Raw genomic sequence first — 16,046 nt, 5'->3', positions numbered from 1 at the left:
TTTAGGATAGTTAAATGCGCCCTAGAGCCGTAGTTTTATTGTCTGGTGGTTTAGACTCAAGTACCTGTTTGGCTTGGGCTTCTGCACATTACGATTGTTATGCAATCAGTTTTATGTACGGTCAACGTTCGACCAGTGAATTAAAAGCTGCACAAAATCTGGCAAAAAAATATGCGCTTGAACATCGTATTATCAATATTGATTTAGGTAATATTGGTGGTTCAGCATTAACGGATCATAATCTAGAAGTCCCTGATCATGCACAAGAAGGTATTCCGATTACCTATGTTCCTGCCAGAAATACTATATTCTTATCCTATGCTTTGGCACTAGCTGAAGTTAAAGAAGCTCAGGCAATTGTTATTGGTGTTAATGCTGTTGATTATTCAGGTTATCCTGATTGTCGTCCTGAATATATTGATGCGTTTACAAAAATGGCGAATCTTGCAACAAAAGCTGGTGTGGAAGGACATCCTGTAAAAATTGAAACACCTCTGTTACATTTATCCAAAGGGAATATTATACGTCTCGGCCTCGAACATGGTTTAGACTATGCTCAAACTGTATCGTGTTATCAGGCAGATGATCAAGGTTATGCCTGTGGAAAATGTGATAGTTGCCGCCTACGTCATCAAGGGTTTATTGAAGCAGGCGTGGCTGATCCAACACGTTATATCAACTAAACAATTTTTTAGGACTATTTATGAAAGCTAAAATTTTATCAACTGCACTTTTAATCACTGCCAGCTTATCTTCCTCTGTACTTTTTGCTGCACCACAAGATCCAAGCAAAAGTACTAATGTTAAATCAACATTAATCAGTAATTGTAAAGAAGCTGCAACGACTCAAGGTAAGCTTGCAAGCGCAGATGCAGATAAATTCTGTAAATGTCAGGTTGAAGCTGAGGGCCGTGTAACAGAATCTCAAAAATGGGAAATCATTAGCTTACAGAACCAGAAAAAAGATCCAAGCACACTGGCTTTTGTTCAGCAAAATAAAAAGACTTTTGAAACCTGTTTAGGGCCACAATTGATCTCTAAATTACAAAGTGCTGCTCAAGCTGCTGCTCAAAAATAATATTGATTTCGATCAGAGAAAAAACCTGAAGCACACCTCTTCAGGTTTTTTTAACACTAGTTTTTAAACCAATAATTTTTGTACACTGTTATGATCAATGGTGCAATGTAATCGAATAAAAAAGGATAATCCTATGTCAGACGAAAATATTAATCTTCCTGATTTGTTGCTTGAAAGCAGTCAGGGGCAAATTAATCTTGCGAAATTAAATCATGAATGGTTAGTTTTATATTTCTATCCCAAAGATTCTACACCGGGCTGCACGACACAAGCCAATGAGTTTAGCCAATATCAAGCACAATTCACACAACTGAAGACTCAAATTGTTGGTGTATCTCGTGATTCACTTAAAAGTCACGAACGTTTTATCGAAAAACAAAATCTAAACTTTACTTTAATCAGTGATCCAAATGAACAGTTATGTCAACATTTTGCTGTGATTAAAGAAAAAAATATGTATGGCAAAAAAGTAATGGGAATCGAACGCTCGACTTTTATTTTTCATCAAGGGAAGTTGCTTAAAACTTTTAGAAAAGTTAAAGCAGCCGGCCATGCTGAATTAATTTTAAAGGAAATTCAACAACTACAACATGCTTGAATACCAAGTATGCCAAAATAAATACAAAACTGAATGAACATCAAATTCAGTCTTGTATTTACCAATATTCTTTAATCATTACCAATCAATGTGTTGTGCTGTTTCCTCTGTTTCACTTTTAAAAGTTTCAGGACGATTACAATCTTTTGCAGTTTGTGTCGTTAAGCTATAAACAACTCGAGCATTCTTTTCCTCAAATTTGACACTTCCCTTTTGGCTGGTACAGTGATTTTCATCATAACCACTATCGTCGTATAGAGTAACTGCATCAAAATGTTGTTTCACTTGCCAGCCATCAAAGCTAACAATAGAGATTCCCTGCGTGATGGTACCCTGACCAGAGCCTGCCCCACCGAGTTGTACAAGCGTTGCTGTTCTGGCATGACTTAAAACTTTAATCTCAGTGAGTTGTCCCGCATAATCTTTAAGATGACGGGACTCGTGTAATTTTGGCCGTGTTAAGATATAACCCTTGGTAAAATTACGCCCTGCATTGTCATATTCAACCTCAGACAAATAAGCGGTTTCGCCGGATTGCAACCGAATCGTTTGGGTATTTAAAATATGTGCTGAATCTGGTGAAACATGATCAGCAACTATTTCATTTTTATTACTTAACCAATGAATAACCTGATTATCGGTTGGTACTTTTGCCCAACCAGATTGTCCGATAAAGCATAAAAGTAAAATCAAATATTTTTTCATTTTTCATTCTATCCTGTGTTTTTGATCGTTTTTATTTTGCAGGGTCAAATCAATCATTTTCAGTATCATTTAATTTTATTTGACTTATACAAAATTTAAGCGAATGACTTTATATGACGGATTCATCCTGATGTTGAAAATGCTGCCGTAATTGCTGATATATCTGGGTATGCTGAAACTCCTGTAGGAATAACTGCACTTCCGGGGTAAACTTTTGTTGATCAATTTCACCACGATAGTATTTTTCACGTAAAGGTGTTGCGGATAGTGCATTTTTTAAATTAGGTAATTCTACCAAAGGCCATTGTGGAAATAATTTTAAATAATAAGAACTATCATCCTTGAAATGACCAATCAAACCTACTTTATTTGTTTTAGCAACGACCATGTTTACGCCATTAGTCACAGCGTTAACCCATTTTTCATCATTATATAAATCAATAATAGGCACAAATTTTAGACGTTTGGCATCTTGCTTAGAAAATCCGGATAAAATCATGCGCTGCCGTTCTGCCACAGTAAAGGGATTTTTAATGGTGCGTTCATCCTGAGCCGAACCCAAAACCAGCACGACTGATTGACTGATGGATAAAGCAATGTCAATCACTTCCCGATGTGCAATATGAAAAGGTTGAAAGCGACCAATAAATACCAGATCATCAAATTGTTTTTTTTCAGCAAGCATAAAATGACTCAAAACGTGAACTGTACAGTTTCCTGTGACTTTGTTAAAACAAAAGAAATAAACACCACAAGGATATTGTAATGTCACTGGATTGTCTAAATCAAAATATTCAACATTTAAAAGCTGAATTAAGTCATGGTGTACTCACACTCTATATTGACCGACCGGAAGCGAAAAATGCCATTTATAGCGAACTTTATCTTGCACTTGAACAAGCATTGTATCAAGCAGATGCTAGCCCAATAGTACGTAGCGTCATTCTAAGAGGGGCACAACAAGATTTTACTGCGGGAAATGATATGCAGGATTTTGCAAAAAATTTACACCACAGCACCCAAGCTGCACAGGATAGTCCGCCTTTTCTATTACTCAAATCCACAGCAAAATTTTCCAAACCACTGATTATTGCTGTTAAAGGTGTTGCAATTGGTATTGGTGTCACGATTTTATTACATGCAGATTTTGTCTATGCAGATGAAAGTTGTTTGTTTCAAATTCCTTTTGTAAGTTTGGGATTATCTCCTGAAGGTTGCTCAAGCAAATTACTACAACAACAAGCTGGGTATTTACTTGCAGCCGATTTACTGATGACTGCCAGAAAATTTGATGTTCACACTGCCTATCAAGCCAGATTAATTACACAAATTTGTGATGATCCTTATCAACAAGCACAACACACAGCAAAAACACTGGCACAATTACCCTTGGCCTCACTAAAGCAAAGCAAGGCATTAATGAAAGCCAATCTTAATGAAATTGTTGACTGGATTGATCATGAAGCAAAAATTTTTATGCAGCGGGTTAAATCTCCAGAAATGCGCGAAGCTTTGTCAGCTTTCAAGGAAAAAAGAAAAGCAGATTTTTCACAGTTTTCCTAGATCTCAATCAACTGCACAAATTCAAAAGCAGGTTCTTCATAAGGATGACTATCTAGAAGCGCCTGTTTGACTGATTTTGCCAATTGCTCTGGAACAATAGTTTCGACTCGCCATTCTTCAACATATTGTAATACCTGTGATTTTCCGATAAAGGGTTGTGCATTTTCCATAGGTCGAAATTGTCCAGTCCCTTTTACTTGCCACGCACAACATTGATAATCACCCATCCCACCAGCACCAGCGGAAAATATTGCATGTTTGGTACTTTCAAGATGAGTGTCGGGTACAAAATAAATGAGCTTTAACATCTAGACTCCCCTCATTCCGCATGTTGCATGGCTTGCCATATTTTAATAGCTTGCGCAGTGGCTTTGACATCATGTACACGTACCATACATGCACCTTGTTGAATTGATATTAAATGTGCAGCAACACTGCCGATCATCCGTTCGCCAGCTTCAGGCTGCTCAAGTACTGCACCAATAAAACGTTTTCTGGAGAGTGCGGATAATATGGGGTAACCCAATGCATGTAATTGCCAGAATTCCTGAAGTAACTTCAAGTTTTGTGCAGTATTTTTTGCAAATCCAAAACCTGGATCCAGAATAATATTCTCAGCCCGAACACCTGCCTGTAATGCCTGATCAATACGTTGCTGTAATTCCTGCATCACTTCAAATGTCACATGCTCATACTTTGCCAATTGATTCATGGTTGATGGTTCACCACGTATATGCATTAAAATTACTGGAACATCTAGTTTTGCTGCAGTCTCCAGAGCATTGGGACGAGTAAGTGCACGAACATCATTCCAGAGGTGTGCCCCCGCAGCCACCGCTGCACGAATAACTTCCGGCTGACTGGTATCAATAGAGATAACCACCTGCTCCTGAGCCAATTTTTCTACAACGGGAATCACTCGTTTTAATTCATCATCAACAGAAACAGTGGTTGCATTTGGACGCGTTGATTCACCACCAATATCAATGATTGTAGCGCCATCCTTAATCATCTGACGAGCATGAGCAACCGCCTGATCCTGCGAATAATATAATCCACCATCACTAAAAGAATCAGGCGTAACATTTAAAATTCCCATAATTTGTGGTTGAGATAAATCTAGTTGTAATTGACCACACTGTAATATTTTTTTGGGTAAAGACATCAGTTGCACGGTTGAAATTTCCTGTTGAAAATATTTTAATATCACAGTCATTTTACCGAAATTTTATCTTTAAAATACGAATGCTTGTAAAAACTCAGCAAAAACAGGCAAAGAAAAAGGCCAGTTAAGATGCGAGGCTTGAACTGACCATATATAAATTCTTCGCTTCATGTAAGATGCCATTATTACATGAAGCGATAATAAGACCCAACCGAAGTATCATCTCACATAAACGATTTATGATTGTGCCTAATACCTCGTTTATGAATTGATGCTCATGGATGCCTACACGACACATCAACTTTTTGCATGGATGATTGCAAGTCTTACCCTTATTAACGTCATACTGACAATATTGGTTGACATTATTTTTGAATTTTTTTACTTTTTTCAGCTATGATGATGTTTTAAACGTACTTTTATGAAAAAAATGTCTAACCTTTTTTCGAGTTATTGCTATTTTCTACTCTGGCTGATTGTTCTTACTGTACTTTTAGGCATCATTGGGGCTTTCTTGCCGCAATTTTTTAGCATGTTAATTTTAATGCCCTATGTGATTGCCTTTTATTTAATGACAAATCGCTTTCTAAAGCATTATCACAGGCTCCCAGACAAGAAACAGCGGATGCAGTTGAGTACAGGCTGCGCTACTATCTTCTGGTGTTATAGTATTGTTGCCGGATATATAGGCTTAATGCTGACACAAAAAACACTTACACCAGATTTTAGTAGTTTATGGCTGGCATTACATAATCAGACTTTTGTGATTTTCCTGATCGGCCTATTTCTTTGTGTTAATGCATTATTAGTAGGATTAGGCTACTGGTTTTTAGGAAAGCCAGCAGCACGGATGCTTGAACAACAACGCTAAGTTTAACCGGCCCACTGATAGGGGCTGGCATCAACCCATGTTGCCAAGCCTTGCATCTGTTCACGTAATAATCGCGCTGAAGCAGGTGCCATAACCAAGCCATTTCGGTAATGTCCTGCATTACACCATGCATTCTCACATTGAGGGATCTTACAGATTTTTGGTACACCTGTTGGTGACCCAGGACGCAATCCAGCCCATTGTTTTACAACTGGAAATTTTGATAGTTCCGGCACTAGAGATAAAGCTGACTGAATAATATTCTGGCTAATTTCCTCATGCAATTCCTGATGAAAGCCAAAATGATTAGTACTAGAGCCGCAAACAATGTGCCCGTCTCTGCGTGGAATCAAATACATAGTATTGTTCATACACATGGTTGGAAGCCATTTTGGCGGTGTTTTATACAATACCATTTGCCCATGTACAGGTTGAATATCCAGATGCACATTAAATTGTGCCATTAATTGTGCAGTCCATGCGCCCGTTGCAATAACATATTGGTCCGCCCGATAACGATTGCCTGAAGTATCATAGATGGCATTAACTCTAGCTGCCGCAATACTAATTTTTTGAATGGGTGTATGGGTATGTAATCTTGCATGAGGATGTTGCAGTACATATGTTAGCAAAGACTGAGTTAATCGTGGATTTCGAATGTTGGATAACTGGGGAAAATAAACTGCCGCATCAATTTCAGTATTCACTTGAGAATTAATTTTTTGAATTTCATGGCGATGAACTAAATATGCTTGCTGCTCAGGTTCATGAAAATGTTGTGCATAATTAAGTCCAAGATCAAACTGATCATGATCAAAAATCAGCATACCACCTTGTTCAATTTCAAAATCAATTCCGGTTATTGGCTGTAATTTTTCATTGAGTGCCAAATAACTTTGCTTGCCAAATTTAGCCAACTGATTAATTGCTGAATGATATTTCCATGGATACATTGGTGATAAAATACCACCACCTGCCCATGATGCAGCTTTTGCCGCTTGTTGTTGATCAAAGATTTCAACCATATAACCATGTTGCAGCAATTCTACAGCAGTGCTTAGACCTACAACGCCCGCACCAATAATAATTATCTTTTCGGATGAAGAAGACATACTTTGTCCTGATGATTTGATGAAATCCGAACCTATACCACATCAGGTTTAGTCCAAATTTATATCCCCAATAAAAACCATAACTTTCCTGATCAATAGATTATTGAACCGATGCGTCACCACATTCCCGGATAATCTAATTCAGTGCTAAGCTATTCTACGCCTTTAGCATGATCAGGCAAGCGAAGTTAAGCATGAAAAGTAGGAAGAAGAAATGCAAAAACAATGGACAGATAATGTAATGCCATCTGATTTTGGACAGAAGAATATCTTATTACAGAAGCTCTGCGATGCATTTAATCAATCTCCTTTTTTATCGCATAATCAATTATATATGCGAATCAGTGCTCAACAGGAAATTGAAGCTATCTTTAACATGCAATCCCATTTAATGGGCAATGTAGCTTTTTCTATTCTGCATGGCGGCGTCACAGCAAGCATTCTGGATAGTATTGGCGGAATTGTAGCAATGGCTAAAATTTATGAATTGGCCAATCCTGATCAATTTGAAGTGGCAATTGAAAAAGTCACTCGTTTAGCAACACTGGATATTCGTATTGATTATATTGCTCCGGGCCGTGGGCAATATTTTATTGCCCAGGCAGAAGCTTTACGTCTGGGTAATAAAAGTTGTTTAATGCGCATGCATTTACATAATGATCAAAATCAACTGATTGCTACAGGGATAGCATCTTACGCATACTAAATATGATTTAAAAATATTCAGATTATTATCTTTTTATGCGAATTTTCGATAAATACTGAAGTATAAGAATACTTTTTTTTGAATGAATTTCACGTTATCCTAATGTGTACTAGTCGGTACATTTTCGTCCCCTATCTTTTTTGACCTTCTAAAATCTTAGGATAATCCCTATGAGCGATGCTCAACAACAAAGCCCAGATGTGCAATCAACATCCGGAGAATCCCTGACATTACAGCAAAAACGCAAAAAGACTTTTAAAATTTTTGCCATCATCCTGATCATCATTGCGCTTATTTATGCAGGATGGCTATGGTGGAGCAGTAATGACGTTGATACAGACAATGCTTATGTTGGTGCAGACTCAGCAGCCATCACGTCCATGGTCAATGCACAAGTTCGACAAGTATTTGTTCGAGATACACAGCAAATTCATCAGGGTGACATTTTAGTTCAACTTGATGATCGTGATGCAAAAATTGCACTAGCGCAGGCTGAAGCGCAATTGGCCAAAGCACAACGTCAATTTAAACAAAGTAAAGCAAATAGCAATGCTTTGGATTCACAGGTTTTTGTGAGTGCAGATGCGATTGCAAGTGCTAAAGCCGAAGTTAATAAAGCTCAGGCGGATTATAATAAAGCGCTAGACGATTTAAATCGCCGCCAGCAATTGGTGAATATTGGTGGCGTTTCCAAAGAGGATTTGACATCAGCGCAAGCTGCAGCCAATACAGCTAAAGCAGCACTTGATGTTGCCAAAGCTAATCTGGCACAGACCCAATCTAGTCGCAAAGCTGCACAAAGTAATTTTGATGCCAGTAATGCGCTTATTCAGGGAAGTACAGAAAATGATACGCCAGATGTTCTAGTAGCGAAAGCCAGTGTTGAACAGGCCAAACTGGATCTGGAACGTACCATTATTCGTGCGCCAATTGATGGTATTGTTGCACAGCGCAATGTTCAGGTAGGACAACGTCTGGCTGCCGGCAACGTAATCATGAAAATTGTACCGATTCAACAGCTTTATGTAGATGCAAACTTCAAAGAAAGCCAGCTTGCCAATGTACGAGTGGGGCAAAGTGTCAAACTCACATCGGATTATTATGGTTCCGATGTGGTCTATCATGGTAAGGTTGTTGGTTTTTCTGGTGGAACAGGTGCTGCTTTTGCATTAATTCCAGCGCAGAATGCAACAGGAAACTGGATCAAGGTGGTACAGCGTTTACCAGTACGGATTCAGCTTGATCCAAAAGAATTAAGTGAGCATCCACTACGTGTAGGTTTATCCATGACAGCAACCATTGATCTTGCTTCCCGATAAATACGCATGAAAACACAAATTTATCCAACCGAGCTTCAGGGTGGCCGTCTCTTAATCGCTGCACTATTTCTTGCACTGGCAAATTTTATGGTTGTGTTGGACATGACCATTGCCAATGTTTCCCTGACACATATCTCCGGCGGACTGGCGGTTTCAAGTTCTCAGGGAACATGGATTATTACCTCCTATGCAGTTGCAGAAGCCATTTGTGTTCCATTGACAGGCTGGTTAGCAGGTCGCTTTGGTGCTGTACGCACATTTATTATCTGTTTAATTGGTTTTACTACATTCTCAGTGCTTTGTGGATTATCCAATAGCCTTGCAATGCTGGTCATTTGCCGGATTGGTCAGGGATTCTTTGGTGGCCCGATTATGCCACTAAGCCAAACCTTATTGATGCGGATTTTTCCACAAGATCAACATCCAAAAGCTATGGCAATATGGTCCTTAACCACTGTTATTGGCCCAATTCTGGGACCTATTCTTGGTGGAACCATTAGTGATAACTGGTCATGGCACTGGATTTTCTTTATCAACTTACCGATTGGCTTACTTTGTGCTGCTGGTATTTGGCATTTCTTACGCGTTGCAGAAACACAAATTGCAAAACTACAAATTGATGTCATTGGTTTAACGCTACTTATTCTGTGGATCGGTGCTTTGCAGCTCATGCTTGACTTGGGGCATGAACACGATTGGTTTAATAGCAATTTGATTTGTGGTCTTGCCGGATTTGCAATTGTCGGATTTATTACTTTCTGCATCTGGGAACTAACCGAAGAAAATCCAGTCGTTGATCTAAGAATTTTCAGGCACATTGGCTTTAGTAGTGCAGTATTTGCACTGGCATTTGGGTTTGCTGCATTTTTTGGTTGTATTGTTATCATTCCACAATGGTTACAAAGTAATTTAAGCTATACCGCATCATGGGCAGGTTATGTCACAGCAACCATGGGATTTGGTTCGATTCTCATGTCGCCAATTGTTGCAAAATGGTCTGCAAAATACGATCCACGTAAAATTGCCTTTTTTGGTCTAATTTGGTTAGGTGCAGTCACATTAATGCGAGCTTTCTGGACCAATGAAGCTGACTTCTGGGTTGTTGCTCTACCTCAATTTTTACAAGGTTTTGGTGTACCCATGTTCTTTATTCCATTATCCAACCTTGCACTAGCTTCTGTCTTACCACAGGAAATTGCTTCTGCAGCAGGATTAATGAGTTTTTTAAGAACCATGGCTGGTGCAATCGGGGCTTCTGTTGCAGTCACTATCTGGGATGATCACGCAATTCTTGCTCATAGTGAAATTGTATCCAGACTCAACCCTGAATTGACGCTGAATAACCTGATACAGCAAGGCTTCAATCAGGAAACGGCACTTGGTGTAATCAATGATATTGTAACCAAAGAAGCTGTAACTGTTGCAGCAGATCATGTCTTTTTAATCTTTGTATTTTTATTCTTACTGGCCGGATTTCTGGTCTGGCTGGCACCCAAACCTAAAAACGTCAAGCTTCCGGAAGGCGCCTCTCATTAAGGTACATCTTTTATGCTGATTACCAAAATCAGCATAAGATATTGTTTAGTAAAAAAAAGTATTATTTCCACTCAATTTAAGTGATATAAAATTAAATATCACAAAAATAACATTAACAATATCAAACACAATTTAATAAGGTTCTTCGTACTGCATCCTGCCACTGCTTTAAGTGTCTTTGACGTTGCTCCTCGGAAATATTAGGTTCAAAACAACGATCCAATTGCCACAAGTCAGCCAGTTCCTGTTCTGATTGAAAAAAACCAACCGCCAAACCAGCCATCATGGCGGCACCCCATGCAGTTGTTTCTACCATTTTAGGACGCAATACAGGCACACCTAGAAGATCCGCCTGAAACTGCATTAGCATATTATTCTGGCTTGCACCACCATCAACCCGTAACTCCGTTAAAGGCATAGGACTGTCCATTTGCATGGCTTTTAATACATCGTAAACCTGAAAAGCTATTGCTTCTAGCGCTGCTCTTGCAATATGTGCCTTGGTTGTTCCCCTTGACATACCGCATAATAATGCTCTTGCTTCACTATCCCAGTATGGCGCACCTAATCCTGTAAAAGCAGGAACCAAAACCACGCCATCAGTGTGTCTTACCTGCTCAGCCAGTTGCTCAACCTGTTTGCTATTGGTAATAATTCCAAGACCATCACGTAACCACTGTACAATTGCACCTGCCATAAATACACTACCTTCAAGTGCATAATGCTTGTGTTGTGGCTGTTGCCATGCCAATGTAGTTAATAATTGATGTTGACTGATTTGTGGTTGCTCGCCAGTATTCATCAACAAAAAACACCCCGTGCCATAGGTGTTTTTTGCCATACCTGCCTGAAAACAAGCTTGACCAAACAATGCCGATTGCTGATCACCCAAAACACCTGCAATCGGAATTTGTTTGGCAAAAAGCCCATCTGCGGTATATGCGATAATTTGCTGTGAACTGACAATTTCCGGCAAAACACTGCGTGGAATATCAAGCTTTTCAAGTAATTCTTCACTCCATTGCTGAGTAAGTAAATCCATTAAAAGTGTTCTGGAGGCATTACTTGCTTCAATGACATGACGATCTCCTTGAGACATTTTCCAGATCAACCAACTATCTACAGTTCCAAAAGCAACATGTCCTTGTTCAGCCAATCCCCTTAAGCCTTCAATATTTTCAAGTAACCAGACCAATTTCGTAGCACTAAAATAGGGATCAACTCTTAATCCTGTTTTTTGCTGAATGAATTGTGCCAAATCCTGTTTTTCTTTTTCTAGTTTCTGACACCATTCTGTGGTACGACGATCCTGCCATACAATGGCTGGAGCCAAAGGCAAGCCTGTACGTTTATCCCAGACAATCGTAGTTTCACGTTGATTGGTTAAACCAATCGCTGCAATTTCATGGACGAAAATATTTGCTTCAGCCAAAGCCTGCTGCATGACGCCAATTTGTGTATGCCAGATCTCATGTGCATCCTGCTCAACCCAACCAGAATAAGGTGTCTTGATACTAATTTCCCGTTGAGCAATGGCTTTGATATCCCCCTTGTGATTAAAAATAATTGCACGACAAGAAGTCGTCCCTTGATCAAGCGCCATTAAATATGACATGAAATTTTCCTGTATTTTTAACCTGAATCTTAAGAACGAAATCTGTTCTATCCAGATGTAGATGCTAATATATTGCGATTCAAAGCAAAAGCATTGGATTTTATGCTTTATTCTGTTACAATCATCAACTCATCTGGGGATGTTATTGGCTTCGACGCTGGTGATGAAGCTCATAGATGCATGCCGAGAGCGCATTTCCTCTCGTAAATAAAATTTGCATTTTAATAGTCGCAAACGACGAATCTTACGCTCTAGCTGCCTAAGGGCAGCTTGTCCGCCTACTAGAATACTTGTGGTCTGGTAGCCCGACTGAAGCGCACGCACACAAGTCCGTATAAAGTTAAGCCTCGGGACTTTATACCAAACTTAGAGGATCGCATCTTGTACCCTGTTCGTCGGGTCACAAAATGTTAAAACAATAGACGATATCTAAGCATGTAGTATTCTCGAGTGTAGTGCTTGCGGACGCGGGTTCAACTCCCGCCATCTCCACCAAGACATTAAATTTGTATACTGGCATATGACGGTATACAAGACAAAAAGGCTTAAACTGTAATGGTTTAAGCCTTTTTTATGCCTGTATATAACTTTTTATGATGACATACAATACAAGCTTCTATGTATAGTATCGTGTATAATCTGAGTTAGGTTGATTACCACTATACAAGAAGTAACGGAATACCATGAAAAGATCAGCAAATATTAAGAAGCCAATGAAAGATGCTGTTTTGTCATCCTTAGAAGCAGAGCTTAAAGAATATAGAATCAATGATGGTGATAATCTTCATTTTGTTGTTAGTCCTAAAGGTAATAAACGATGGGATTTAAGATATAAAAGTCCAGCTAGTGGAAAATGGACATGGTTAGGTTTAGGTACATATCCTGAAGTTAGTGGAAAGCGGGCAAGATTACAGGCACAAGAGTGGCTACAAAAAATTGCTGATGGTATTGACCCTATCGACTATAAAAATCAACAAAAGCAAATTGAAAATGGTGAACATACTTTTAAGAACCTAGCATTAGAGTATTGTAATGGTAAGACTTGGACAGATGGAACAAGGGTAAGAAATGAAGGGTCATTAACCAATCATGTTTATGCTGTGATGGGAAAAAGAGACTATAGAAAAATCACCAAGAAAGAATGGTTAGAGTTATTTAAGCAAATACAGCAAAAGCCACACCCCAAAACTGGCAAGCCAATTATTGAGATGGGCAACCGTGTAAGAGGTTTGTGCAAAGATATTTACGACCTAGCCGAAGTAACAGGCAGAATAGACTACAATCCAATAGTGGGGATTGAAAAATTTTTAGAAAAGCATAAAAGCCAAAATATGCCCCATGTTACGGTGGAAGAACTACCTGATTTATTAAAGGCAATACATGCCTTTAAAAGCCGTCAAACATCTATTGGGTTACAATTATCACTTATGTTTGGTTGTCGACCTAACGAAATGCGAAAAGCGGTATGGAATGAATTTGATCTTGATAATAAATTATGGAATATCCCTGCCCACCGTATGAAAAAACGGATCGAACATACTATCCCCTTATCAAGCCAAGCATTAGATTTATTGCAAGAATTAAAAAATTATAGTGGAGATAGCCCCTATTTATTTCGTGGTCGTTTGAAAGCAAATCAACCTATATCAGAAAATACTTTTGGTAAAGCATTAAAAGATATGGGATATAAAGGAAAACAAACACCACATGGCTTTAGGCATATTTTGAGTACAGCATTGCGTGAACATGGTTTTCAGCGTGAATGGGTGGAGTCCGCACTTGCCCACAAAGTAGGTGGTGTCGAAGGCATATATAACAAGGCGGTTTATTTGAAACAACGTAAAGCTATGATGCAAACATGGTCAAACTATTTGGATGGTTTAGTTAATGGTATATCGAATGAAGTATCTGAAAATAATCAATCAATAGATGATTTAGCAACCAAACTAAACTTATCAGATGAACAAAAACAATTGCTTGCAAAACTTTTTGAAGATACTGTTTTTGATAATGAATTTGGGGAGACGGCTGCGTAATAAAAAAATTAGGAGCAAAAATATTATGCAATTATTATCTGCTTATGATAGTCCAAAATCGACTAAATTAGGTTTTAGATCATCACCAATACAAGTGAAAGATGATTGTCATTATCAAGTTACAGCGTTTGATCCTGATGTCATTATGGCTGAAACTGAGCATGAAAATAGTCAGGTTTTAGCCCTTGCTGTACAAAATTGGTTGGGTTATGGCTTGGTTTACCCTAAATTAGATCAATTGGACATAAGCCAATTACAGCAAAGATACCCCAAAATCATTTTATTGGATGAGAATAGCCCTGAACATGATGACTTTATCCAATACGGGCAAGTCGTTTTTGATTGGAATGAGTATCAAGTTGAGGTACAAAAATTGGTGTATTATGTCGGTTTATAATTTATTGTAAAATAAATATTTTTTATGTTTTTGTGGAGTTGTTGGACAATGCAACAATCATATCCCTTACAATTTTTTTATGTGCTGGTGATAGTGCTATAAAAGCTTCAAATACTTCCTTATCCCTATAACCAATATCTTGCTGCCAACGGGCATCACGTTGTGCAATTGCTTTTTGGATGTCTTTTTCAAAAGCCAATTCTTCTGGTGGTACATCTAGCCATTTAGCAAGTGTAAGCAATTTGTCACCTGACGGAATAGCTTCGCCGATGAGCCATTTGCGTACCCCATGTAATGTCATAGGTCTGCCTGAATAGTTCAAATTGAACTCTCTTTCTAAAATAGAAGCCTTAGCTTCGTAACCTTTAGCTTGCATGGCTTTAATCAAACGACTTGCAAATAAGGTTTTTTCATCATCATTTTTCATTACCTCAAAATAATTAGCTTAACTAATAGTTACGTAATATTTGATTTTAATTACGTAAATTATTAAACTTTAGTTACGTTGTTTGCTTAACTTTTTAAATCTAACAACACGGGATCAATAGATTTATAAAGTGAGAAAGCAATAAATGATGACTTTATAATGGGGCAAATATGTTTAAAAAATCGTTGTGTTGGGGCTTGATGGCGACATCTTTATATTTGGTATGGGGATGTAGTGAAAGTGGGCAGGCAGTAGGTGCAACAACAGCACAAGAACAAGCTGAAGAAGCGGTAGCAGCGGCAGCCGAAGCTGATCCATTGGCAGGTGCAGATGCATTAGCAGATGAGGGTACAGCAATTGCGCAAGATGATGAATCAATAGAGCAAACAAATAATAGTGGTTATGAAGATGCAGGAAGCGTAAACCCTATTAAGCAACTAATAGATGGTGTACCTATTGATGTCACTTTCCCCCCAAACCCAGAGGTATCCCAAATATATGGTCATTTAGTTTACGACATTGCCATCCAGTCTAAAGTGGACAGGGTTGTAGTGAATGAGATCATCATCAATCGTGGTAATAATTGCAACATAAATGATTATATGCGTGAAAAATACTTACCTGCCAAATTAAAGTTTGGACGTTATGCAAAATTTTCGACAGGTTGTGATGTTAATTACATTAAGGAGGTCGAAGTTAAAACTAATTTAGGTAATTACACATTTGATCAGTTTGTACGCCGTTAAATTTTACATTAAATCGTATGAGGGGGCTTGTTTTAAAAGATATTAATTAAAATGAGTCCTACTATTTTTGTAATTAAATGGGGTGAAAATTGAGTTGAAAATGACCAACTTGATTTTGATGAAAAAATGGAGTACAATAACCACCTATTGTTAATATTAATAGTACATTTGT

18 protein-coding genes and 1 other RNA gene are annotated in these 16,046 nt (G+C 38.3%); 12 read left to right on the top strand and 7 right to left on the bottom strand.

Annotated features, from left to right (window positions below):
• Positions 1-14 precede the first annotated feature (14 nt).
• From queC to F4V57_RS00360, 3 genes are all read left to right on the top strand, one after another.
• Positions 15-683, top strand: coding sequence for a 7-cyano-7-deazaguanine synthase QueC (queC, locus tag F4V57_RS00370; protein WP_070069124.1), 669 nt, complete (start codon positions 15-17; stop codon positions 681-683).
• A 20-nt stretch (positions 684-703) separates the two neighbouring features.
• Positions 704-1,078 (top strand): hypothetical protein, encoded by a 375-nt coding sequence (locus F4V57_RS00365; protein WP_070069123.1) that lies wholly within the window; start codon positions 704-706, stop codon positions 1,076-1,078.
• A 133-nt stretch (positions 1,079-1,211) separates the two neighbouring features.
• Positions 1,212-1,676 carry a peroxiredoxin gene (locus tag F4V57_RS00360; protein WP_070069122.1) on the top strand — a complete coding sequence of 155 codons (465 nt, stop codon included), beginning with the start codon at positions 1,212-1,214 and terminating at the stop codon, positions 1,674-1,676.
• 78 nt (positions 1,677-1,754) lie between these two features.
• On the opposite strand, the gene F4V57_RS00355 is transcribed toward F4V57_RS00360, so the two are convergent.
• A complete protein-coding gene (locus F4V57_RS00355; RefSeq protein ID WP_070069121.1) occupies positions 1,755-2,381 on the bottom strand; it encodes a hypothetical protein in 627 nt (208 codons plus the stop codon).
• Positions 2,382-2,490: 109 nt separating this feature from the next.
• Positions 2,491-3,066, bottom strand: a complete 576-nt coding sequence (locus F4V57_RS00350) for a nicotinate-nicotinamide nucleotide adenylyltransferase (RefSeq protein ID WP_070069120.1) — start codon at positions 3,064-3,066, stop codon at positions 2,491-2,493.
• An 80-nt stretch (positions 3,067-3,146) separates the two neighbouring features.
• On the opposite strand from F4V57_RS00350, the gene F4V57_RS00345 reads away from it, so the two are divergent.
• On the top strand, positions 3,147-3,944 hold the full coding sequence (locus tag F4V57_RS00345) for an enoyl-CoA hydratase-related protein (protein ID WP_070069119.1): 798 nt from the start codon (positions 3,147-3,149) through the stop codon (positions 3,942-3,944).
• Here the strand turns inward: F4V57_RS00345 and F4V57_RS00340 are convergent.
• Both F4V57_RS00340 and folP read right to left on the bottom strand, forming a co-directional pair.
• On the bottom strand, positions 3,941-4,252 hold the full coding sequence (locus tag F4V57_RS00340; RefSeq protein WP_070069118.1) for an NGG1p interacting factor NIF3: 312 nt from the start codon (positions 4,250-4,252) through the stop codon (positions 3,941-3,943). The genes F4V57_RS00345 and F4V57_RS00340 overlap by 4 nt on opposite strands.
• An 11-nt stretch (positions 4,253-4,263) precedes the next feature.
• A complete protein-coding gene (gene folP / locus F4V57_RS00335) occupies positions 4,264-5,118 on the bottom strand; it encodes a dihydropteroate synthase (protein ID WP_070069164.1) in 855 nt (284 codons plus the stop codon).
• Positions 5,119-5,539: 421 nt separating this feature from the next.
• Between folP and F4V57_RS00330 the strand changes: the two genes are divergently transcribed.
• Entirely contained in the window at positions 5,540-5,980 is a 441-nt protein-coding gene (locus F4V57_RS00330; RefSeq protein WP_141729215.1) for an ABZJ_00895 family protein, read from the top strand.
• Positions 5,981-5,982: 2 nt separating this feature from the next.
• Here the strand turns inward: F4V57_RS00330 and F4V57_RS00325 are convergent, their stop codons facing one another.
• Positions 5,983-7,092, bottom strand: a complete 1,110-nt coding sequence (locus F4V57_RS00325) for an NAD(P)/FAD-dependent oxidoreductase (RefSeq protein WP_070069117.1) — start codon at positions 7,090-7,092, stop codon at positions 5,983-5,985.
• A 214-nt stretch (positions 7,093-7,306) separates the two neighbouring features.
• Between F4V57_RS00325 and F4V57_RS00320 the strand changes: the two genes are divergently transcribed.
• The 3 genes from F4V57_RS00320 to F4V57_RS00310 all read left to right on the top strand — a co-directional run bounded on the left by F4V57_RS00320 (position 7,307) and on the right by F4V57_RS00310 (position 10,653).
• Positions 7,307-7,798, top strand: coding sequence for a thioesterase family protein (locus F4V57_RS00320; protein WP_070069116.1), 492 nt, complete (start codon positions 7,307-7,309; stop codon positions 7,796-7,798).
• A 170-nt stretch (positions 7,799-7,968) separates the two neighbouring features.
• Positions 7,969-9,117 (top strand): HlyD family secretion protein, encoded by a 1,149-nt coding sequence (locus F4V57_RS00315; RefSeq protein ID WP_070069115.1) that lies wholly within the window; start codon positions 7,969-7,971, stop codon positions 9,115-9,117.
• A 6-nt stretch (positions 9,118-9,123) separates the two neighbouring features.
• Complete coding sequence (locus F4V57_RS00310) at positions 9,124-10,653, top strand: DHA2 family efflux MFS transporter permease subunit (protein WP_070069114.1); 1,530 nt, start codon at positions 9,124-9,126, stop codon at positions 10,651-10,653.
• A 121-nt stretch (positions 10,654-10,774) separates the two neighbouring features.
• Here F4V57_RS00310 and glpK read toward each other — a convergent pair whose 3' ends face one another.
• Positions 10,775-12,268, bottom strand: a complete 1,494-nt coding sequence (glpK, locus tag F4V57_RS00305) for a glycerol kinase GlpK (RefSeq protein WP_070069113.1) — start codon at positions 12,266-12,268, stop codon at positions 10,775-10,777.
• A 135-nt stretch (positions 12,269-12,403) separates the two neighbouring features.
• Here glpK and ssrA point away from each other — a divergent pair.
• The 3 genes from ssrA to F4V57_RS00290 all read left to right on the top strand — a co-directional run bounded on the left by ssrA (position 12,404) and on the right by F4V57_RS00290 (position 14,701).
• Positions 12,404-12,763: a transfer-messenger RNA gene (ssrA, locus tag F4V57_RS00300) on the top strand.
• 188 nt (positions 12,764-12,951) lie between these two features.
• Entirely contained in the window at positions 12,952-14,304 is a 1,353-nt protein-coding gene (locus F4V57_RS00295) for a tyrosine-type recombinase/integrase (protein WP_070069112.1), read from the top strand.
• 25 nt (positions 14,305-14,329) lie between these two features.
• A complete protein-coding gene (locus F4V57_RS00290) occupies positions 14,330-14,701 on the top strand; it encodes a hypothetical protein (protein WP_081409163.1) in 372 nt (123 codons plus the stop codon).
• A 22-nt stretch (positions 14,702-14,723) separates the two neighbouring features.
• On the opposite strand, the gene F4V57_RS00285 is transcribed toward F4V57_RS00290, so the two are convergent.
• The gene (locus F4V57_RS00285; RefSeq protein ID WP_070069111.1) at positions 14,724-15,128 is read right to left on the bottom strand and encodes a DNA-binding protein; all 405 of its coding nucleotides are present in this window, start codon (positions 15,126-15,128) and stop codon (positions 14,724-14,726) included.
• Positions 15,129-15,298: 170 nt separating this feature from the next.
• On the opposite strand from F4V57_RS00285, the gene F4V57_RS00280 reads away from it, so the two are divergent.
• Positions 15,299-15,874, top strand: coding sequence for a hypothetical protein (locus F4V57_RS00280; RefSeq protein ID WP_070069110.1), 576 nt, complete (start codon positions 15,299-15,301; stop codon positions 15,872-15,874).
• Positions 15,875-16,046: the final 172 nt, after the last annotated feature.

This window comes from Acinetobacter qingfengensis, assembly GCF_008693185.1.
In the GTDB taxonomy this organism is placed as follows: Bacteria; Pseudomonadota; Gammaproteobacteria; order Pseudomonadales; family Moraxellaceae; genus Acinetobacter; species Acinetobacter qingfengensis.
Note: the sequence above shows the minus strand (reverse complement) of the source record. Positions and strands in the feature narration are given on the sequence as shown.

Excerpts from the sequence above, each read along its gene's own strand:
- queC (WP_070069124.1), top strand. The coding sequence starts at position 15 with ATGCGCCCTAGAGCCGTAGTTTTATTGTCTGGTGGTTTAGACTCAAGT.
- F4V57_RS00310 (WP_070069114.1), top strand. The coding sequence starts at position 9,124 with ATGAAAACACAAATTTATCCAACCGAGCTTCAGGGTGGCCGTCTCTTA.
- F4V57_RS00350 (WP_070069120.1), bottom strand. The coding sequence starts at position 3,066 with ATGCTTGCTGAAAAAAAACAATTTGATGATCTGGTATTTATTGGTCGC.
- F4V57_RS00325 (WP_070069117.1), bottom strand. The coding sequence starts at position 7,092 with ATGTCTTCTTCATCCGAAAAGATAATTATTATTGGTGCGGGCGTTGTA.
- F4V57_RS00285 (WP_070069111.1), bottom strand. The coding sequence starts at position 15,128 with ATGAAAAATGATGATGAAAAAACCTTATTTGCAAGTCGTTTGATTAAA.
- F4V57_RS00315 (WP_070069115.1), top strand. The coding sequence starts at position 7,969 with ATGAGCGATGCTCAACAACAAAGCCCAGATGTGCAATCAACATCCGGA.
- F4V57_RS00320 (WP_070069116.1), top strand. The coding sequence starts at position 7,307 with ATGCAAAAACAATGGACAGATAATGTAATGCCATCTGATTTTGGACAG.
- F4V57_RS00345 (WP_070069119.1), top strand. The coding sequence starts at position 3,147 with ATGTCACTGGATTGTCTAAATCAAAATATTCAACATTTAAAAGCTGAA.
- F4V57_RS00295 (WP_070069112.1), top strand. The coding sequence starts at position 12,952 with ATGAAAAGATCAGCAAATATTAAGAAGCCAATGAAAGATGCTGTTTTG.
- F4V57_RS00280 (WP_070069110.1), top strand. The coding sequence starts at position 15,299 with ATGTTTAAAAAATCGTTGTGTTGGGGCTTGATGGCGACATCTTTATAT.
- F4V57_RS00365 (WP_070069123.1), top strand. The coding sequence starts at position 704 with ATGAAAGCTAAAATTTTATCAACTGCACTTTTAATCACTGCCAGCTTA.
- F4V57_RS00340 (WP_070069118.1), bottom strand. The coding sequence starts at position 4,252 with ATGTTAAAGCTCATTTATTTTGTACCCGACACTCATCTTGAAAGTACC.
- glpK (WP_070069113.1), bottom strand. The coding sequence starts at position 12,268 with ATGTCATATTTAATGGCGCTTGATCAAGGGACGACTTCTTGTCGTGCA.
- F4V57_RS00330 (WP_141729215.1), top strand. The coding sequence starts at position 5,540 with ATGTCTAACCTTTTTTCGAGTTATTGCTATTTTCTACTCTGGCTGATT.
- F4V57_RS00360 (WP_070069122.1), top strand. The coding sequence starts at position 1,212 with ATGTCAGACGAAAATATTAATCTTCCTGATTTGTTGCTTGAAAGCAGT.
- F4V57_RS00355 (WP_070069121.1), bottom strand. The coding sequence starts at position 2,381 with ATGAAAAAATATTTGATTTTACTTTTATGCTTTATCGGACAATCTGGT.
- F4V57_RS00290 (WP_081409163.1), top strand. The coding sequence starts at position 14,330 with ATGCAATTATTATCTGCTTATGATAGTCCAAAATCGACTAAATTAGGT.